The organism is Ensifer sp. EB106-03-01-XG145 (genome assembly GCF_058792075.1).
On sequence record NZ_JBYTEC010000002.1, the window covers coordinates 96980 to 117182 of the forward strand.

The window sequence follows — 20203 nt, forward strand, 5'->3', positions numbered from 1 at the left end:
CGCAGATGGCACGCGATCTCATCTGTGTCGCGCCCGTCGGCGACCGCTGCGGCGAGGGCGCCGTCTGGTCGACGGCGGAGGCGGCGCTCTACTGGACCGACATCAACCGCTTCCTCATCCATCGCTATGACGAAGCGACGCGTGCCGTCCGGACCTGGTTGTTCGAGGAGCCGGTGGTCGCGATCTCGCTGACTGAGGAAGACGGCCGGCTGCTCGTCGCGCTTGGATCGAAGCTGATCTGGTGGTGGCCGCAGACCGACCAGCGCGAGGATCACGGTTTCGTCCTGCCCGGAGCGCCGCGGGTGCGGCTCAATGATGGTCGCGCCGATCCGATCGGGAATTTGTGGGTCGGTTCGATGAAGAACAACGTCCTGCCCGACGGTCAACTTGGCGAGGTTGGGCCGGGAGAGGGCATCCTTTATAGGATTGCGCCCGATGGCGCTGTTACCGAATGGCGGCATGGCCTTGGCATTTCCAACACCCTCTGCTGGAGTCCGGACCGAAGCACCTTCTATTTCGGCGATACGCTGGCAAACGAGATCTACGCCTACGACTACGATGCCAAGGTGGGGGCGATATCGGAAGAGCGGCATTTCTTCACCGGGTTCGACCGAGGTTCGCCCGACGGTTCGGCGATCGACAGCGAAGGCTTTCTCTGGAACTGCCGCTATGGCGGCCGTTGCATAGCGCGCATCGCGCCCGACGGCAGTCTTGCCGAGGCGATCGACATGCCGGTCACCAACGTCACCACCTGCACCTTTGGCGGGGCGGATCTGAAGACGCTTTACATCACCACCGCCGGCTCGGGGCCGGAGGAGCGCCTGGCCGGCAGCCTCTATGCCATGCGGGTCGAGGTCGCGGGCCTTCCGGAAAACCGCTACGGGGTAGCGACCAAGTGAGCGCGGAGACGACACGACGCGCCCTTGCCTGGGCGCATGGGTGCCTTTCGGTGCAGTCGCTCGGCGGCATGCTCGGCCCCGTGCTGTTCCTGCTGCCGGATGGACGTCAGGTCAGCCCGCTGCATGTCGCGCCTTGGGGCAATGATCCCGAGCGCGAGACACTGCCGGAAATTCTGCAACAACTGCGCGGCGAATGGCCCTGCGTCCCCTTCGGCAGCGACACCAACCGGTCGCTCCCCGCAGGCTGGTCCGCAACGGGCGAGAGCTTCGAGGGTGCCGGTGTGCCACATGGTCACGGCTCCAATGTCCATTGGACTTGGGGCGACTGCGACAAGCGCCAGATCACCATGGAATGCCACTACCCCGACGACCATCCTATCCGGTTGCTTCGTCGGCGGATCGTTCCGGATCAAAGTGCAGCCGCCATCGACATCACACTCGAAATCGAGGCGCGGCGTCCATGCCGCCTTCCGATCGGCCTGCATCCGACATTCCGTCTGTCGCTGCTGCCGGGTTCGGTCGTCATCGAGCCCGGTCGGTATGATCGGGTCTGGAGTTTTCCGGGAGATGTCGAGCCGGGCGCGGCCCTCTTTGCGCCCCACCGGCAATGGCCCTCGCTTGACGAAATCGAGACGCGGGGCGGCACCATGGTTGATGCGACGCAGGTGCCGCTCGCCACGGACACCGAGGACCTGCTGCAGCTCTCGGGCATCGACGGCAGTCTGGCGCTTCACAATCGCGCCGAGGGATTTCGCGCCCGGCTTTCGTGGCAGATGGAACACTTTCCAAGCCTGCTCCTCTGGTACAGCAACCGCGGTCGCAAGGCCTATCCTTGGAACGGGCGGCACGTGGCGCTTGGTGTCGAGCCGGTCGCTTCCGCCTTCGATCTCGGGCCCGCGATCTCCAATGCCGTCAATCCGCTGGCGTCTTCCGGTATCGCGACGGCTATCGCCTTCGAGCCCGGTCAGACCTTCACGACGCGCTACCGGCTGTCCGTCGAAGCCGCTCCTACAGGCAATCCCGCCGGGCGCGGAGCCGCAACAGGCCTACAAGTTTAGTTGGATCACTGCTGGCCGACCAATGCTTGTCTGGTCAGCATTCTTCATTGGGGCAGGTCATGTCTAGTCTTGCATGCATTCCCGGGGCCGGAAATGTGGATCCCGCCATTCTCGAATTCCTTCACAGGTCCGGGCAGGTCCAGGACGAGCGGGCGTGGGCGATTGAGCCGCTGACCGGCGGCGTCGCGTCGGACATTTGGAAGGTCACGACCGATGAAACGAGCTTCGTCGTCAAGAAGGCGCTGGCGAGCCTGCGCGTAGCCCAGGACTGGAAAGCGCCGGTTACGCGAAACGCCAGCGAGGTCGAATGGATGCTAGAGGTTGCAAAAGTCGCTCCTGACGCCGTTCCACGCATCCTTGCACATGATCCGTCACTTGGTGCATTTGCCATGAGCTATTTCGATCCTTCCGAAAATCCCGTCTGGAAGGAGGAGCTGCGCAACGGGCGCGTCGATGTAACGTTCGCGCGTCGTCTGGGCGGCGTTGTCGCGGCGATCCATGCGGCGACCGCGCGCTCGCAAGATATCGGCCGCCGGTTCGCCAATGACGAGGTCTTTCACTCGATTCGCGTCGAGCCCTATCTTGAAGCGACGGCGCAGGTGCATCCTGATCTTGCTGCACCGCTTCTTGCACTGTCGCAGGACGTCATGAACACGAGGACCGCACTCGTTCACGGGGACGTCAGTCCAAAAAACATTCTGATTGGCCGCGATGGCCCGATCATACTCGATGCAGAATGTGCATGGTATGGGGATCCGTCCTTCGATCTTGCCTTCTGCCTCAATCACCTGCTGCTGAAGTGTATCTGGCGAAGGCAGGATGCGGCAGGACTTCTGGACAGTTTCGAGGCTCTCGCAAAAGCCTATCTCTCGGGAGTGGCCTGGGAGCCGGCGATTGCGCTTGAGGCCCGGGCTGCCAGGCTTTTGCCTGCTCTTCTGCTGGCGCGCGTCGACGGCAAATCGCCGGTCGAATACATCACTGCACGGATAGACAAGGACTTCGTCCGCCATTTTGCTCGCAGCCTGATCCAGTCACCCCCAACCACCCTGGCCGATATAAAGCGAGCCTGGGCCGAGGAACTCTGCATATGAATGACACGCAAATCGCCGGGATCAAGGGCCGGCGCGTTTGGGACTCGCGGGGAAACCCTACCGTCGAGGCCGAAATCACGCTTGCCAACGGAGTGCAAGGCCGCGCGATCGCACCGGCCGGTGCTTCGCGAGGAACCCGCGAAGCAACCGACTTGCGTGATGGCGGCGGCCGCTTGCGCGGGAAGGGTGTTGCAAAAGCCGTGGCGAATATCGACGGGCCGATAGCGGGGGCGCTGATCGGAAGGGACGTCTTCGATCAATCGGGAACAGATGCCGTCCTCTGCGCGCTCGACCCGTCACCGTCAAAGGCGGTTCTCGGCGGCAACGCCACTGTCGCCGTGTCACTTGCGGTATTGCATGCCGCTGCTGCGGCCGCCCGTGAGCCGTTGTGGCGCCGTGTTGCCCACGCATATGGCCGGCAGCCGTCCATCCCTCTGCCGGAGATCCAGATATTCGGCGGAGGGGCTCACGCGGGCAGGCGCGTGGACGTGCAGGATTTCATGATCATGGTTCCGGGCGCCTCGAGTTTCGAAGAGGTCATGGAGATCACCAATGCCGTTTACTTTGCCGCAGGCGATATTATGGCGAGAAAAGGCCGGCTTGCGGGGGTGGCGGACGAGGGCGGATGGTGGCCCGCTTTCGATAGCAACGAAGAGGCGCTGGAGACGCTATGCGACGCTATCGTGAAAGCGGGTGAGACGCCGGGTGACCGGGTCGTCATCTCACTTGATGTTGCTGCCTCGGAGCTCGGACGAGGTGGCCGCTACAAACTGGCGCTCGAAAATCGTGAACTGGATTCGGGCGAGATGATCGATCAGCTGGGACGATGGCTCGATACCTACCCGATCGCTTCGATCGAAGACCCCTTGGCCGAGGACGATATCGAAGGAATGGCCGCATTCACGACCCGTTTCGGGGCGCGTGTCCAAATCATCGGCGACGACTATCTCGTGACAAATGCGTCTCTCGTCCGCGCTGCGGACAGCTATGGCGCCTGCAATGCCGTACTGATCAAGGTCAATCAGGTGGGAACAGTCACGGAAGCCGTAGAAACCTATCTGACCGCCGAAAGGGCCGGTTGGCGATCGGTCGTATCGGCACGTTCGGGAGAAACGGAGGACGTATCCATCAGTCATCTCGCCATAGGACTCGGCGCCGGGCAGCTCAAGGTTGGCTCTTTCACGCGATCGGAGCGGATGGCCAAATGGAATGAGTGCATTCGAATCCAGGAGCAGCTCGGTGCCAACGCGTTCGTGGCCGGCGCTCCGCTGCACAACACCTGGTGGTCTAAAAAGAACGATGGGACAACGGCATGAAATTGCTCCGGATAGGCGACATCGGTCGCGAAAAACCGTGCGTGCTCGACAAGAACGGCAAGGCACGGGACGTATCCTCGTTGATCGAGGACTTCACGCCCGAAACGATTGGAACTGTAAACGTGCCGCTGGCAAGCGCCGATTTCGACGCGCTTCCCGAGATTGCGCTCGTTTCGACGCGTCTCGGCGCTCCCATCAAGCAACCGCGAAACATTTGGTGTATCGGCCTTAACTATTCGGACCATGCTGCTGAAGCCGGACTGCCGGTACCGGCTGAGCCGATCCTCTTCAACAAAGCGGCCGGCACCTATTGCGGGCCGAATGATCCGATCCTGTATTCGATGACGATGACCAAGCTCGACTGGGAAGTCGAGCTGGGCATCGTCATCTGCAAGCGGGCGTTGAATGTTTCGCGTAGCGAGGCGATGGACCATGTCTTCGGCTACACCGTCGTCAACGATGTCTCCGAGCGCGCCTGGCAGATGGAGCGCGGCGGGCAATGGGTGAAGGGCAAGAGTTTTCCGAACTTCTGCCCGACGGGCCCCTGGCTCGTGACGAAAGACGAAGTGCCAGATCCGCAGGCGCTTTCGATGTGGCTCGACGTCAACGGCGAACGCATGCAGTCAGGCACGACCGCGCGCATGATTTTCGACGTCGCAACCATCGTCTCCTACATGAGCGAGTTCTGCGTGCTGGAGCCCGGCGATCTCATCTGCACCGGCACGCCGCCCGGCGTCGGCATGGGCAAAAGGCCGCCGCGTTATCTGAAGCCCGGTGATGTGGTGGAACTCGGCATCGACGGCCTCGGTCGCCAGCGTCAGATCGTTCAGTCCCTCTAGATCGATACGGAAAGGCCTGACCATGAATGGAAATACGGGACGATTGGCGGGGCGTTTGGCCATGGTCACCGCCGCCGGCCAGGGCATCGGCCGCGCCGTCGCCGAGCGGTTGATGGCCGAGGGTGCGGAGGTCCACGCCAGCGACATCAATGCCGACCTGCTCTCCACCCTCGACGGCGCCAGGACGACGAGGCTTGATGCGACGGACCACGCGGCAGTGGCCGCCTACTTCGCAGCCTTGGCCCGGGTCGATATCCTCGTGCATGCGGTCGGCTACGTGCACCAGGGCACGATCGAGGAGTGCTCGGCCGAGGACTGGCGTCGCTCGGTCAACATCACGCTCGACAGCGCCTATAACGTCATTGCCGGCGCGATCCCGAAGATGAAGGCCCATGGCGGCAGCATCATCACCATCGGGTCCGTCGCCTCGTCGATCAAGGGATTCCCGCGACGCGCGGCGTACGGCGCCGCCAAGGGCGGCGTCATCGGGCTCACCAAGGCCGTTGCCGCCGACTACGTCTCAGAGGGCATTCGCTGCAATTCGGTCTGCCCGGGAACCGTCGCCTCGCCGTCGCTGGAAGAGCGTATCGGCGAACTCGGTGAAAAACTCGGAAGCCGGGACGAGGCCCACAAGTCCTTCATTAGCCGGCAACCGGCCGGGCGCTTCGGCACGGTCGAGGAGGTCGCTGCGATCTGTGCCTTTCTGGCTTCCGACGAGGCGGCCTTCATCACCGGGCAGGCAATCAATATCGACGGTGGCATTACGATCTGAGCGTTGCCTTCGTTCAAGTCCGCCAAATGCAAAACACCTCCGAATGTTCTCCGGAGGTGTTCGTTTTCGTACCGTCGAATGGCATCGGTTTGACGCCATTCGAGATCGTTTGTCGATCAGGCCGACAGTGCCTTGAACGCGGCGAGGATGGCATCGCCCATTTCCGTCGTGCCAACCTTCTTCGCACCCTCGGCCATGATGTCGCCGGTGCGGATGCCCTGGTCGAGCACCGCGGCGATCGCCTTCTCCAGATTGTCGGCTTCCGTCACCAGGTTGAAGGAATAACGCAGGCACATGGCAAAGGAGGCGATCATCGCGATCGGGTTGGCGATGCCCTTGCCGGCAATGTCGGGCGCCGAGCCATGCACCGGCTCGTAGAGCGCCTTGCGCTTGCCGGTCACTGCATCCGGGGCACCGAGCGAGGCCGACGGCAGCATGCCGAGCGAGCCGGTCAGCATGGCGGCGACGTCCGACAGCATGTCGCCGAACAGGTTGTCGGTGACGATGACGTCGAACTGCTTGGGCTGGCGCACCAGCTGCATGCCGCCGGCATCGGCCAGCATGTGCTCGAGCTGGACGTCGGAATATTTCGCCTTGTGGGTCTCGGTCACCACCTGGTTCCACAAGACGCCCGACTTCATGACGTTGCGCTTTTCCATCGAGCAGACGCGGTTCTGCCGCGTGCGCGCCAGCTCGAAGGCGACGCCGGCGATGCGTTCGATCTCGTAGGTGTCGTAGACCTGGGTGTCGATGCCGCGCTTCTGGCCGTTGCCGAGATCGATGATCTCCTTCGGTTCGCCGAAATAGACGCCACCGGTCAGTTCGCGCACGATCAGGATGTCGAGACCTTCGACCAGCTCCGGCTTCAGCGACGAGGCGGACGCCAGCGCCGGATAGCAGATCGCCGGACGCAGGTTGGCGAACAGTTCCAGATCCTTGCGCAGGCGCAACAGACCGGCTTCCGGACGGACCTCATAGGGCACCGCATCCCACTTCGGACCGCCGACGGCGCCAAACAGCACCGCATCGGCGGCGAGCGCCTTCTTCATGTCCGCTTCCGAGATCGCCTGGCCGTGGGCGTCATAGGCCGAACCGCCGACCAGGCCCTCGTCCGTCACGAAGCCGGCACCAAGCTCGGCATTCATGTAGGCGATGATTTTGCGGACTTCCGCCATGGCTTCCGGGCCGATGCCGTCGCCGGGGAGGATGAAAAGTTTGCGGGCCATTTTCGGCACTCCTGTTTCAGTTTGAATTCAAAGCGGCCTTGCCGCGTTGGTGATAATGCGGATCGGCGCTATGACGCCGCGCGTCGCCCGATTTCAGGCACTGGCCGCGCGCCTTCGATCTGCCCGATGCGCTCGCGCAGCGTGTTGGCGATGGCGTGCGAGACCGGGGCAACGGCGATCTCGAGGTTGGCCCTGCCGCCGTCCACCTCGACTGCAAGCTTCGAAACGCTGACGCCGAGCCGACGAACGATATCAAGCAGCCGGGAGACGATATTTTCCAGATCGCCGCTTTCGACGGTGTAACGCATGGTGTCGGTCATGCTGCCACCTTCGGCCAGGGCCGCTGCTCAGGACGCATCGTCTCGAATGCGCTTGCGAGGCGCAGGACGCCGATATCGTCAAAGGACTGGCCGATGATCTGCAGCCCGATCGGCAGGCCGCCAGCGGTAAAGCCACAGTTGATCGAGATCGCCGGCTGTCCGCCCATGTTGACGGCGACGGTGAAGGCGATGTGTTCGAATGGCTTCTGTGGGTCGTTGACCGGCGAGGCCCATTCGGCTGGATAGGATGCTGTCGGCGCGGTCGGCGACAGGATGAAATCGAAGCCGGTGAGTGCGGTGTGCAGCGCATTGCGCATCGCCTCGATCTGGGCGAAGCCGGTATAGACCTCGCGGCCCGAGAAATTCTCTGCCGTTTTGATCCAGTCGAAGATGTAGGGCAGGATCTGCGCCTGCTGTTCCGGTGCCAGACGCGACACGTCTTCCCAGCCGCGAGCACGCCAGAAGCGGTCGAGACCATCGATCATTTCGCGCGTGAGGAATGGGCCGACCGGTTCGATGATCGCGCCGGCATCGGTGAAAAGCCTGGCAGCCCGTTTGACCGCGTGTTCCGTTTCTTGCGTGACCGCCTGGCCGAAGCCGGCATCGAGCCAGAGGCCGATTTTCAAGCCCCTGACATTGCGGTCAAGATCGAGCCAGGGGATGTCGGCATAGGGCAGGGCCATCGTGTCGCGAGCATCCGGCTTCGACAGCACCGACATGTAAAGCGCGGTATCGGCAACCGTCCGGGTCATCGGCCCTGCGACGCGGCCGATAAAGGGCGGATTGATCGGGACACGGCCGGCAGATGGTTTGAGACCAACAACGCCGCACCAGCCGGCCGGCAGGCGGACCGAGCCACCGATATCCGTGCCGATGTGAAGGGGACCATAGCCGGCGGCGGCTGCAGCGCCTGCACCGGCGCTGGAGCCGCCGGGATTGGCCGAGAGGTCCCACGGATTGCGGGCGAGCTTGTGGAAACTGGAAAGGCCGGAGGAAAGCATGCCGTAATCAGGCATGGTGGTCTTGGCGAGAAGAATGCCGCCCGCCTCGCGGGTGCGGGCTGCCGGCGGCGCGTCGGCGGCGGCTGGTGTGAGCGACACGGCGGCGCAGCCGAGCGGCACGGCGGTGCCCTTGGTCGCGATATTCTCCTTGATCGTCACCGGCACGCCATCGATCGCGCCGAGCGGTTCGCCCTTCACCCAGCGCGCTTCCGATGCCTTGGCGCTTTCGCGCGCCGCGTCCGGGTCATAGGCCCAGAGCGCGTTGAGTTTCGGCTCCGAGGCGTCGATCCGCGCGATGACCGCGTCGGTCACTTCGACGGGAGAGAGATTTTTCGTGCGGTAGGCTTCGACAAGATCGACGGCGGAGAAATCGGCGAGTTCGGACATGGCGTAATTCCTGCAGGTATGAGCAATTCCGGGGAACTGCAGAGCTTGGGGCTCTAGGCAAAATGACAGCGGACGGACCAGACCGGCTTCACCGGCTTGGCCTCAGGCGTACGGGTCAGACAGATCTCCTGCTTCACCGGACAGACGGCGGCATAGGCGCAGCCGGCTGCGGTCGTTGCGGTATGGACGGGCGTCTGCGGGGGGCCGTCGGAACGTAACCGCTTGCGGCGCCCGGAAAAGGGCTTCGGCACGGCTGCGACTAGCGCCTGGGTGTAGGGATGTCGCGGGTTGTCGAAGACCTCAGCCGTCGGCCCCTCCTCGACGATGCGGCCGAGATGCATGACGGCGACCCGGTCGGTGATGGCGCGGACCACGCCGAGATCATGGCTGATGAACAGGTAGGAAAGGCCAAGCTTTTCCTGCAGGTCCATCATCAGGTTCAGCACCTGCGCCTGGATCGATACGTCAAGCGCCGAAACCGGCTCGTCGGCGACGATCAGCGCCGGCCGCGTGATCAGCGCGCGGGCAATGGCGATGCGCTGGCGCTGGCCGCCGGAGAATTCGTGCGGGTATTTGTCGGCCGATGCGAGCGGCAGGCCAACCGCCTCCAGCACCTCGGCGATGCGCCGGTTGCGCTCGGCGGTGCCGGTCCCGCGTTCCAGCGAGACGATCGGCTCGGAAATGATCGTGCGGACCGTATGGCGCGGATCGAGCGAGCCGTAGGGATCCTGGAAGATCGCCTGGAACCCCTTGCGTGCCTCGCGCAAGCCCGCCCGGTCGAGCGCGTAGATGTTGTTGCCGGCGATATTGACCTCACCCGATTGCGGTCGCTCCAGTCCCATCACCGCGCGCGCCAGCGTCGATTTGCCGGAACCGCTTTCGCCGACGATGCCGAGGCTCTGGCCGGCGGCGAGTTCGATGTTGATGCCATGGAGCACGCGCAGGCGGCTGTGTTTCGAGAAGATCGACGGGCGTGGCAGATCGTATTCGCGCACCAGATCGGTGGTCTTGAGAATGGTCTCGCTCACGGTGCCACCACCCTTTCGCGGGGATGAAAGCAGGCCGCGCGATGCTGCACATTTTCGTCGGTATTGATCAGGTCCAGCGTGGGGATCGCGCGGCGGCAATCCGGCTGCGCGAAGGAACAGCGCTCGGCGAAGGAACAGTAGGGTGGCCGGCCAAAGGGATCAGGCACGATGCCGGGGATGGCGTTCAGCCGCGGCCGCCCTTCGCCCGCGCGACGTGGCGCGAGGGCTGCACCATGCGGCGAGGCAGCGAAGAGGCCGCGCGCATAGGGATGCGCCATGCGGGCGAAGACATCGTCCGTGCGCCCGGTCTCGATGATGCGGCCTGCATACATGACGGCGATGCGGTCGGTCATTTCGGAGACGACGCCGAGATCGTGGGTGATCAGCATCAGCGCCGTGCCGGTGTCTTCGATGAGTTCGTCAAGCAGGTCGAGGATCTGCGCCTGCACCGTCACGTCGAGCGCGGTCGTCGGCTCGTCGGCAATCAAAAGGTCCGGCTCGCAGGCAATCGCCATGGCGATCATCACGCGCTGCCTCTGGCCGCCCGAGAGCTGGTGCGGGTAGAGATCCAGATCGAAGCGCGGCGCCGGCAGGCCGACACGGTCGAGAAGCGCGCGCGCCTTCGTTTCGGCATCGGCTTTGGTTTCGCCGAGATGCAGCCGCCGTCCCTCTGCGATTTGTGCGCCGATTGACTTCACCGGGTTCAGCGCCGTCATCGGCTCCTGAAAAATCATCGCGACGCGTCGACCGCGATAGCCGCAGTACTCGGCCTCGGCCAAGCCAGCGAGATTGCGGCCGTCGAACAAAAGCTCGCCGCGCACCCGCATGCGCTGCGGCAACAGGCCCATCACGGCGAGTGCGGTCATCGACTTGCCGCTGCCGGATTCGCCGACGATGCCGAGGCGCTCGCCGCGGTTGAGCTCGAGATCGATGTCGCAGACGATATCGACCTGGCTCTTGCCCGCCGAGAGTTCGACCGACATGCCGGCCATGTGAAGCAAGGGTTTCGTCATCGTTGCCGCCTCACGCGCGGGTCGAGAATGTCGCGCAGACCGTCGCCAAGCAGGTTGAGGCCGAGCACCGCGAAAGTGATCGCCAGGCCCGGGAAGATCGCAAGCCACGGCGCCTGGTAGATGAAGGTCTGGGCGTCGTTCAGCATCTTGCCCCAGCTCGGCATCGGCGGTTGCGTGCCGAGGCCGACATAGGAAAGCCCGGCCTCGGCGACGATCGCCAGTGCGAACTGGATCGTCACCTGCACCAGCAGCACGTGGTTGATGTTGGGCAGAATGTGCAAAAGCGTGATCGCCACGTCGCCGCGGCCGGCGCAGCGCGCCGCCTGCACATATTCGCGCTTCCACAGGCCCATCGAGGCACCGCGGGTGACGCGGGCAAAGACGGGGATGTTGAAGATGCCGATCGCGATCATCGCGTTGGTTGCGCCAGGCCCAAAGATGGCGGTGATGATCACGGCAGTCAGAAGCGCGGGGAAGGCGAAAGCAAGGTCGCTCATGCGCATGACCAGACCATCGACCCAGCCGCCACGTGCGGCAGCCCAGGCGCCGAGTGGCACACCGATGCCGGCGCCGACCAAGACGGCGACGATCGAAACTGAGATCGAATTGCGGGCGCCGACCATGATCATCGACAGGATGTCGCGACCGAAATTGTCGGTGCCGAACCAATGGGCAAGGCTCGGTCCCTGCAGCTTGTCGCGGAAGTTCATCGCGGTCGGCGAATAGGGCGTCCAGGCAAAGGAGACGAGCGCCATGGCCACGAGGATCAGGGTGACGGTGGCACCGATCGTCAGGCTGCGGCTGCCGATGAGCTTGGAGATCACGCCGGGTTCAGAAGTGGCTGCGGACGTGGACATCAGTGGCCTCCCCGCGAAAGCCGCGGATCCAGATAGCCGTAGACCAGATCGACGAGGAAATTGATGGTGATGACGGAGGCCGCAAGCAGCGTCACCAGCGTCTGCACCGTCACGAGATCGCGCTGGGCGATCGCCTGGAAGACGAGGCGGCCGACGCCCGGCAGGTTGAAGACGTTTTCGATGATGATCGTGCCGGCGAGCAGAAAGGAAAACTGCAGGCCGATGATGGTGACGACCGGGATCAGCGCGTTTGGCACCGCGTGTTTCCATAGGGCGCCCGAACGGCTCAGCCCCTTGGCGCGCGCCGTGCGGATGAAATCCTCGCCGAGCGTTTCGATGACCGCGGAGCGGGTCACGCGTGCGAGAATGGCGGCAAGCGGCAGGCCGAGCGCGAAGGCCGGAAGGATCAGTGAATGCAGGCCGTTCCAGAAACCGCCTTCCCAGCCGGCAAAACCTGAAGCCGGGAACCAGGCGAGCTTCAGCGCGAAGAGCAGGATGAAGAGCAGCGCCAGCCAGAAATTCGGGATCGCGACGCCGACCTGGGCGATGCCCATGACGACGGTGTCGCCGGTCTTGCCGCGATTGGCGGCGGCATAGACGCCGATGGCGATGGCGACGACGACGGAGATCGCCATGGAGAGCAGGGCCAGCGGCAGCGTCACGAGGATGCGGGGCCCGAGCAGTTCGCGGATCGGCACCGAATAGGTGAGGCTCGTGCCGAAATCGCCGACGACGAAGCCGCCGATCCAGTGGAGGTAGCGGATCCAGATCGGCTGATCGAGGCCGAGCTGCCGGTGCAGCGCCGCGATCGCGTCGGCGTCGGCATTCATGCCGAGCATCAGCACGGCGGGGTCGCCGGGCAGCACCTGCATCAGCAGAAAGACGATGACTGAAGCGGCAAGCGTCGTCAGAATGAGCGACACGAGGCGACCGCCGATAAAGGAAATCACATCAACCTCCCGGAAAGAGCGAGCGTTGACCGGCGCCGGGTGTGCCGGTCAACGCGTGATCTGCCTCCGCCCCTCGTCAAAGGGGCGGATGCCAATCCTCAGTTTTCCCAATAGGTCTGGGTCTGGTCGTCGGCCGGAACCGGCATGTTCTTCCAGAGACCCTTCACCTTCTTGTTCCAGACGCCGATCTTCGGCAACGCGTAGAGGAAGACGTTCGGCTCGTCGGCCGCCAGCTTGCGCTGGAGCTGGCCTGCGAGGTCCAGCTGCTCGGCTTCGGTCGAAGCGAGCGTGAAGGACTTGTAGAGCGCCTTGTAGTCGGAGTTCTGGTAGTTGAAGTAGTACTTGTCGCGGGCATAGATATCGAGGTCGCGGGCCTCGGCATGGGCGATGATCGTCGCGTCGAAATCCGAATTCTTGAACACCTGGTCGAGCCATTGCGCGAATTCGATCGGCACGAGGTTCACCTTGACGCCGACTTCGCTCAGCATCGCCGCGATGATCTCGCCGCCACGCCGGGCATAGGCCGGCGGCGGCAGCATGATGGTGATCTCAAGGCCTTGGACTCCCGCTTCTTGCAACAGCTGCTGCGCCTTGCCCGGATCATAGGGGTAGGTCTCGTTCAGGTCGACATACCCGGGCTCGACCGGCGAATAATGCGAGCCGATCGTCGTTCCGAAGCCGGAATAGGTGCCTTCGACCAGCGCCTTGCGGTCGATCGCATAGGCGAGCGCCTGGCGAACCCGCACGTCGTCGAAGGGCTTGCGGGCATTGTTGAGCGCGAGCACCACCTTACCCGAGGTGCTGCCGACCTCGACCTGCAGGTTCGGATCGCTCTGGAACTGGCTGACGAGTTCTGCGGCCTGGAACATCGGGAAGGCATCGACATTGCCGGCGAGAACGGCGGCAGCGGCAGCCGAGGGATCGCTGATGAACTTGAAGGTCACTTCGCTGAGCTTGGCCGGTTCACCCCAATAGTCGGCGTTCTTTTCGAGCACCACCTTGTCGCCCTTCGCCCACTCCTTGAATTTGAACGGGCCGGTGCCGACAGGCTTGGTCTTGTTGTCCGCCGCCGCCGACGGCGCGATCATGACCGCATCGCCCCAGGCCATGTTGAAGAGGAAATTGGAGGCCGGGCGCTTCAGCGTCACGACCGCCGTCGCCGGGTCCGGGCATTCGGTCTTTTCGATCGGCTCGAACAGGCCTTTCTGCGCGTTGGTCGAATCGGCCCCGACCGCGCGTTCATAGGAGAACTTGACGACCGAGCAGTCGAACGGCGTGCCGTCGTGGAACTTGACGCCCTGGCGAAGCTTGAAGCTGTAGGTCTTCTGGTCGTCGGAGACCGTCCAGCTCTCGGCGAGCAGCGGCTTGACGCTGCCATCCTCGACAACACGCACGAGACCTTCGAAAAGGTTGCCGTAGGTGATGTAGCGGATCGGTGCGGCGGCACCGGCGGTCGGGTCGAGGCCCGGCGGCTCCAGCACCTGGCCGACGGTGATCGTATCCTTGGCCATCGCCGTCGTCAGCGACGCGGCGATGAAGCATGAGGCAAGTGCCCATTTCGTCAAATTCAGCATGGTTCCCCCGCTTTGCGGTTTCGTTGTTTATGGTCCCAGTAGTCAGATCGAAGCAATCAGATCGATCGGCCGCCGTCGACGTCGAGCGCGACGCCAGTGATCATCGATGCCTGTGGCGAGGCGACGAAGGCGGCGGCTTCGGCGAGATCCTCGGGCTTCAACAGGCGCCCGAGCGGAATGGAGTCGCGGAACTTCTTGCGGACTTCCTCGGTGTCCTCGCCCATGAAGGTCGAAAGCAGCGGCGTTTCGCCAGCGACCGGATTGAGCGCGACGACGCGGATGTTGAACGGCGCGAGCTCGATCGCCAGCGCCTTGGTGGCGGAGACCACCCAGCCCTTGGTCGCATTGTACCAGGCAAGGTTCGGCCGCGGCCGGTTGGCGCCGGTCGACGCGATGTTGACGATCACGCCCGACTTGTTTTCCTTCATGTGCGGCAGCAGCGCCCGCGTCATCAGGTAGACGCCGCGCACGTTGACGCCGAGGATCCGGTCGAACTCGTCCGGCTCGACCAGTTCGGCGTTCTGCGGCTTGTGGCCGATGCCGGCATTGTTGATCAGGATATCGACGCGTCCGAATTTCTCAAGGCTTGCAGCAACGGCTGCCTCGACATCCGCTTGTTTGGCAATATCAGCGACCACGGCAAAGGCATTACCGCCGAGTTCGTTCGCCACGCGCTCGGCGCCCTTGGCATCGCGATCGACGACGATGACCTTGGCGCCGCCTTCGATGAAGCGCTTCGCAATGCCCTCACCGAAGCCGGAGCCCGCGCCGGTGATAAGAGCGACTTTACCTTCCAGTGACATTTTGTTGTTCCTCCCGAGGGGATTTAGATCAAGGGTTAGAGCGGGATGCGGGCGGAAAACCGCGCACACTTTTCCTCATCCGGTTCTAGCCGTGGTAGACAGAAATGGTTTTCATGCTGGCAAAGCCGTAGAGGGCCTCAAAGCCCTTCTCGCGGCCATGGCCGGATTTCTTGACGCCGCCGAAAGGCAGCTCGACGCCACCGCCGGCGCCGTAATTGTTGATGAAGACCTGGCCGGCGTGAACGGCACGCGCCATCCGCAACTGCCTACCGCCGTCATTGGTCCAGACGCCGCAGACGAGGCCATAGGCGGTGCCGTTGGCGAGCCGGATGGCTTCGTCCTCGCCGTCGAACGGCATGATCACCTGCACCGGGCCGAAGATTTCTTCCTGTACCGTGCGATGGTCGTGCGGCACGTCGCGCAAAAGCGTCGGCGCGACATAGGCGCCCTCGGTGGGCGCATCGGCAACGATCTCGCCGCGCGCCGCCACTTTCAGGCCATCCTTTGCGGCATCGGCGAGGAAGCCTTCGATGATGGCCTTTTGCCGCTGCGAGACGACCGGGCCGACGGAGAGATCGGCGCCCGCCGGGCCGACCTTCAGCGCGCGGTACCGTTCGCTCATGCGCGCGACAACCTCCTCGTAGACGGCTCGTTCCACGAGGATGCGCGAGGAGGCCGAGCAGGTCTGGCCGGCATTCTGGATGCCGGCGTTCACCAGGAAGGGAACGGCGCGATCGAGGTCCGCATCGGCGAAGACGATCTGGGCCGACTTGCCGCCGAGTTCCAGCGTCACCGGCACCGCGTTCTTCGCGGCTGCCGCCTGCACCATTTCGCCTGTCCGGACCGAACCGGTAAAGGAGATGTGGTTGACGTCAGGATGTTCGGAAAGCGCGGCGCCTGCCTCCGAGCCGAAACCGGTGACGATGTTGAGCGCGCCCGATGGCAAGCCTTCTTCTTCGGCGATGCGGGCAAATTCGAGGATCGTCAGGCACGCCTCTTCGGCCGGCTTGACCACGGCCGCGTTGCCCATGGCAAGTGCTGCACCGAGGCTGCGGCCGAGGATCTGCATCGGGTAGTTCCAGGGAATGATGTGGCCCGTCACCCCATGCGGCTCATAGACCGTCAGAACGGTGAAACCGTTCTGATACGGGATGGTATCGCCGTGCACCTTGTCGGCGGCGCCGCCGTAGAATTCAAGGTAACGGGCAAGCGCCACGACGTCGGCGCGCGCCTGCGTCACGGGTTTGCCGACATCGCGCGCCTCGAGCTCGGTCAGAAGATCGATGTTGCGCAGCACTGCAGCCGATATCCGGGTCAATACCCGGCCGCGCTCGGTCGGCGTCATCCGACCCCAGTCACCGGAGAGAGCCGCGCGCGCGGAGCGCACTGCGAGGTCGATGTCGTCCCGGGTCCCCCGGGCGATGCGCGCGAACTCCTGGCCGTTTGAGGGATCCCGGACAGTGATGAATTCGCCACCCGCTGCGTCCTGCCAGTTGTTCGCGATGAAATTGCCGTAGGTCTTCACGTCATGCCTCTTTGTCAGTCTCGCGCGCCTCAAGGAGCGCTTTCAATCTCGTTGCCGTCGCGTTGATATGGGCGCGTGCCAGCTTCTCGGCCTCGTCGAGGTTTCGTGCCGCGATCGCCTCGACGATCAGCCCGTGCTCGGCGACCGCGGTGCTCGCGCGTTCGCTGGACAGCGAAAAGGCGGGCGCAAAGACCTGCGAGGTCATACGCAGAAGCGGTCCGAGCGGTGCGAGCGATGTGTTGCGCGAGGCGGCGACGATCGCCTCGTGAAAGATCACGTTGGACTGGGTGTAGGCGGCGGGATCCCAGTTCTCGACAGTCTTGCGCTGGCGCTCCACCTGCTTTGCCAGATCCTTGATCTCGGCGGTGGTGGCGCGCTCGGCGGCGTTGCGGGCAGCCACGCCGTCCATCGCTTCGCGCACGGCATAGGCGTCCAGAAGCTTCGGCAGGTCTGCGGTTGCGACCCTGACACCGCTGCCCGGCTTGTTGACCACCAGCCCGTCGCGCTCGAGCACCCGCAAGGCTTCGCGCAGCGGCGTACGGCTGATTCCGAATTCGGCGGCGATCCGCTCCTGGCGCAGCGTCGCGCCCGGCGCATAGACGCCGGCATAGATGCGTTCGCGAAGTGCCTGAGCTACTTCGTCAAGAAGGCGCGATTGGCTTCGCCATTCGAAGGATTGGTTCATCGATCCCTCCCAATATCGAGGTAAATTGTATCCAGGATACAGAAGATGTCAATCGGCGGCCTGGCGAGTTCCGCTTTGTGCAAGTACTTCCGCTCTCCCGCACGCCCGACTGGCCGCCGGCCGGGTCCTAGCCGTCAAAGCGATCGCAAGACGAGGTGACCGTTTGCCGGCTCATGTTTCGACCTGACCCCAAAATTTGACGGTTGTCGGTTTGCGGCTCCCGTCCGCGGATAGAAGGCGGCCACTGACGTTCCACTGGAGCGTTATTCAGCCAAAGGAGAGGCGATGCATCACGAAGTTGCGCGGCACGAAGACGCTTCCAAATCGGCTCGCTTCGGCGCGTTTTCTTCACGCCCGGCGATTCGGCCCTTTGGCCTCGACCGCGATCGGTCTCTATCTGCAGAGCCTGCCGGCCGCCGCCGCATGCAGCTTCGTGCCGACCGCCGGTGACGACATCTATCTGTGCGACAGCGGCACTTCGGCCGGCTTTACGGATCTTGGCGGCAACAATACGCTTTCCCTGCCTGTCGGTGGTACCGGTACCATTACCAGCGCCGTCACCTTCGGCGCCGGCAGCGACAGTTTCACGATGACCAGCGGTACGCTGCAGTCGCTGAACCAGGGTGACAACCTCGACACGTTCTTCATGTCGGGCGGCGATATCGTCGGCTTCTTTGACGACGGCGACAGCGCAGTCATGACCGGCGGGCGCATCGGCCGCGTCAACATGCTGCTCGACGACAACCTGTTCGACATGTCGGGAGGCACGATCGACAACAACCTGGTCGCAGGCTTCGGCAACGACATTCTCTCCGGCGGCACGATCGGCGGCAACATCAGCGTCAGCGGCGGCACGGATAGCGTGACGTTGACGGGCGGGTCTGTCGGCGGCAATGTCCTGATGAGTTTCGGAACGGATACGTTCACGTGGGACAGCGGCGGCACCATCGATGGTAGCGTTGACCTCGGGGCCGACAACGACACTGCAAGGCTTCGTAACCTGACGAGCGCCAACCTCGCCGGGACCGATACGCTTACCGGCGGCCTGGGTGTCGACGGCTTGACGTTGGAAAACGTCCAGACCGGCGTCGTGGCGCGGTTCCAAAGCTGGGAAACCATCAATGCCAACGCCGGCAGCGTGTTGACCTTTGATGGCAATCTGACGCTCGGTGACAGCGGTTCGGGAACCGGCACGCTCAATGTCGATGCATCCAGCACGCTTCGCGGCGGCGGGACCAATGCGGCGGTCTCGGCAGCCGCGCCCGGTCAATTAGTGGCGGTCATCAATGCCGGCACCATCGATTTGTCGGATGCCGGCGCAAGCACGAGCGATCGCTTTACGGTCAACGGCAACTACACCGGCAATGGTGGCCTGCTGGTACTCAATACCGTTCTGGACGATGATGCCTCGCCATCGGATCGCGTCGTCGTGTCAGGCGGCACGGCGACCGGCACAACTGCCGTCAGCGTTGTCAACGCCGGAGGTGCCGGTGCCGATACGCTTGCGGATGGCATTATGGTCGTCGAGCTCGCCAATGGTGCGACGTCAGCGGCAAGCGCCTTCGCGCTCAATGGCAGGGTCGCCGCCGGCGCCCACGAATATTTGCTCTACAAGGGCGGAGTGACGGCCGGGTCGGAAGAGAATTTCTATCTGCGCTCGACGCTCGTCGTCGTGCCGACGCCGACAACGCCGCCACCCGAGAACGTGCCACCAATTATCGTCGACCCGCCGGCCGTGCCGCCCACAGTGCCGCCGGTCGTAGAGCCGGAAATCGTCATCCTTCCTCCTGGCCCCGGCGTTGCGCCACCTTCGGAGGACGCGACGCCGGTCGAGCCCGAAATCGTGACCGTGGACATTGGCGGAGTGCCGACCGTAGTCGAAGTCGTGCCGCTCTATCGCGTCGAGGTTCCGACCTATTCCGCAGTCCCACAGATTGCCGAATATCTGGCGCTTTCGACCCTTGGCACCTTCCATGAACGGCGTGGCGGATGGTTCGATCGCGCCACCGCTCGCGAGCGCGTTGACGTGCCCGTCCTACCTGTTTCAATTAGCAGCGGGTATGGTGGGAGGCTGGCCGTGCAGATACTGGATTGGATTGCGATTATCCTGTTCCTCGTAACCTGGGTGGGATTGGAGCCGATGATGGCGCTTGGCTGGCCGCGCCGGACAGACAGCCTGATGCTCGACATGGTGCGTATCAGGCGGGCCTGGATGCGCGAGGTCCTGACACGGGATACCAATTTCATCGGCGATGCCGCCATCCTCGGTCACACGATCAACTCGGCCTCGTTTTTCGGTTCGGCCAATCTCATCGTCATCGTCGCCATGAGCAGTGCGCTTTTCATCCAGCCGACGGCAGGTCTTCAGGCGGGGATCATTTCGATGTTCGCGCCGATCGAACCGCTGTGGATGTTCCAGTGCAAGGTGCTGCTCGTCATGGCGACATTGCTGCGGGGGCTTTCCGAATTCATCTGGGCGGTCCGGCAGATCAACTACTGCCTTGCGGCGATCGGAGCCAGTCCGTCGCGGGACGAAGCCCGAGACATCGCCGCATGGACCCACGCCTTGTCGCTGATGATCAATCCGGCACTTCGCTCATTCAGCCAGGGCGTTCGCTCCTACTACTTCACCGTTGCCGCGGCCCTCTGGTTCTTGGGCCCGATTGCTTTTCTCGTCGCCATCATCGGCTCGGTGGGACTTCTCGTCTGGAGACACAGCTGGTCGGATACGGCAAAGGGCGTGATGGAGGTGCGCAAGCTGCTGGATGAGAGCAATCCGCCTGCCGCCGAGGCAGAGCCTGCCGCAGCGATCAGTTCGCCGGTGGCGAATATCTGAAGACGAACCGCGGCGCCCGCGGA

Annotated in this window: 18 protein-coding genes; 7 read left to right on the forward strand and 11 right to left on the reverse strand. The window is 63.6% G+C overall.

Annotated features, from left to right (window positions below):
• The first annotated feature begins 5 nt into the window (after positions 1–5).
• Genes AC3WWH_RS09045 through AC3WWH_RS09070 form a run of 6 tightly spaced genes read left to right on the forward strand, consistent with a single transcriptional unit; the run spans position 6 to position 5975 of the window.
• Positions 6–899: an SMP-30/gluconolactonase/LRE family protein gene (locus AC3WWH_RS09045; protein WP_058322736.1), complete on the forward strand. Its 894-nt coding sequence runs from the start codon at positions 6–8 to the stop codon at positions 897–899.
• Positions 896–1957 carry an aldose epimerase family protein gene (locus AC3WWH_RS09050; RefSeq protein WP_113399383.1) on the forward strand — a complete coding sequence of 354 codons (1062 nt, stop codon included), beginning with the start codon at positions 896–898 and terminating at the stop codon, positions 1955–1957. Before AC3WWH_RS09045 ends, AC3WWH_RS09050 begins: the two co-directional genes overlap by 4 nt.
• A 47-nt stretch (positions 1958–2004) precedes the next feature.
• The gene (locus AC3WWH_RS09055) at positions 2005–3048 is read left to right on the forward strand and encodes a phosphotransferase (RefSeq protein WP_492376915.1); all 1044 of its coding nucleotides are present in this window, start codon (positions 2005–2007) and stop codon (positions 3046–3048) included.
• Complete coding sequence (gene eno / locus AC3WWH_RS09060; protein WP_492376916.1) at positions 3045–4364, forward strand: phosphopyruvate hydratase; 1320 nt, start codon at positions 3045–3047, stop codon at positions 4362–4364. Before AC3WWH_RS09055 ends, eno begins: the two co-directional genes overlap by 4 nt.
• Positions 4361–5203 carry a fumarylacetoacetate hydrolase family protein gene (locus AC3WWH_RS09065; RefSeq protein WP_492376917.1) on the forward strand — a complete coding sequence of 281 codons (843 nt, stop codon included), beginning with the start codon at positions 4361–4363 and terminating at the stop codon, positions 5201–5203. Before eno ends, AC3WWH_RS09065 begins: the two co-directional genes overlap by 4 nt.
• Positions 5204–5225: 22 nt before the next feature.
• Positions 5226–5975, forward strand: coding sequence for an SDR family oxidoreductase (locus AC3WWH_RS09070; RefSeq protein ID WP_058322740.1), 750 nt, complete (start codon positions 5226–5228; stop codon positions 5973–5975).
• A gap of 116 nt (positions 5976–6091) precedes the next feature.
• Here AC3WWH_RS09070 and leuB read toward each other — a convergent pair whose 3' ends face one another.
• The 11 genes from leuB to AC3WWH_RS09125 form a co-directional block, all read right to left on the reverse strand.
• Positions 6092–7201, reverse strand: coding sequence for a 3-isopropylmalate dehydrogenase (gene leuB, locus AC3WWH_RS09075; protein ID WP_058322741.1), 1110 nt, complete (start codon positions 7199–7201; stop codon positions 6092–6094).
• 68 nt (positions 7202–7269) lie between these two features.
• Entirely contained in the window at positions 7270–7521 is a 252-nt protein-coding gene (locus AC3WWH_RS09080) for a hypothetical protein (RefSeq protein WP_058322742.1), read from the reverse strand.
• Positions 7518–8909, reverse strand: a complete 1392-nt coding sequence (locus AC3WWH_RS09085; RefSeq protein WP_492376918.1) for an amidase — start codon at positions 8907–8909, stop codon at positions 7518–7520. Before AC3WWH_RS09085 ends, AC3WWH_RS09080 begins: the two co-directional genes overlap by 4 nt.
• Before the next feature lie 53 nt (positions 8910–8962).
• On the reverse strand, positions 8963–9937 hold the full coding sequence (locus AC3WWH_RS09090; RefSeq protein ID WP_082640853.1) for an ABC transporter ATP-binding protein: 975 nt from the start codon (positions 9935–9937) through the stop codon (positions 8963–8965).
• Positions 9934–10950 carry an ABC transporter ATP-binding protein gene (locus tag AC3WWH_RS09095; protein WP_492376919.1) on the reverse strand — a complete coding sequence of 339 codons (1017 nt, stop codon included), beginning with the start codon at positions 10948–10950 and terminating at the stop codon, positions 9934–9936. The genes AC3WWH_RS09090 and AC3WWH_RS09095 overlap by 4 nt, the downstream gene beginning before the upstream one ends.
• Positions 10947–11807 (reverse strand): ABC transporter permease, encoded by an 861-nt coding sequence (locus AC3WWH_RS09100; protein WP_057251988.1) that lies wholly within the window; start codon positions 11805–11807, stop codon positions 10947–10949. Before AC3WWH_RS09100 ends, AC3WWH_RS09095 begins: the two co-directional genes overlap by 4 nt.
• Positions 11807–12757 carry an ABC transporter permease gene (locus AC3WWH_RS09105; protein ID WP_057251987.1) on the reverse strand — a complete coding sequence of 317 codons (951 nt, stop codon included), beginning with the start codon at positions 12755–12757 and terminating at the stop codon, positions 11807–11809. Before AC3WWH_RS09105 ends, AC3WWH_RS09100 begins: the two co-directional genes overlap by 1 nt.
• 98 nt (positions 12758–12855) lie before the next feature.
• Positions 12856–14331 (reverse strand): ABC transporter substrate-binding protein, encoded by a 1476-nt coding sequence (locus AC3WWH_RS09110; RefSeq protein WP_058322745.1) that lies wholly within the window; start codon positions 14329–14331, stop codon positions 12856–12858.
• Between the two features lie 56 nt (positions 14332–14387).
• Entirely contained in the window at positions 14388–15134 is a 747-nt protein-coding gene (locus AC3WWH_RS09115; RefSeq protein ID WP_058322746.1) for an SDR family oxidoreductase, read from the reverse strand.
• Positions 15135–15219: 85 nt separating this feature from the next.
• The gene (locus AC3WWH_RS09120; RefSeq protein WP_113399382.1) at positions 15220–16659 is read right to left on the reverse strand and encodes an aldehyde dehydrogenase family protein; all 1440 of its coding nucleotides are present in this window, start codon (positions 16657–16659) and stop codon (positions 15220–15222) included.
• A gap of 1 nt (position 16660) precedes the next feature.
• Positions 16661–17344 (reverse strand): GntR family transcriptional regulator, encoded by a 684-nt coding sequence (locus tag AC3WWH_RS09125; protein ID WP_057251983.1) that lies wholly within the window; start codon positions 17342–17344, stop codon positions 16661–16663.
• 370 nt (positions 17345–17714) lie between these two features.
• Between AC3WWH_RS09125 and AC3WWH_RS09130 the strand changes: the two genes are divergently transcribed.
• On the forward strand, positions 17715–20180 hold the full coding sequence (locus AC3WWH_RS09130) for a DUF599 family protein (protein WP_162752605.1): 2466 nt from the start codon (positions 17715–17717) through the stop codon (positions 20178–20180).
• Positions 20181–20203 lie beyond the last annotated feature (23 nt).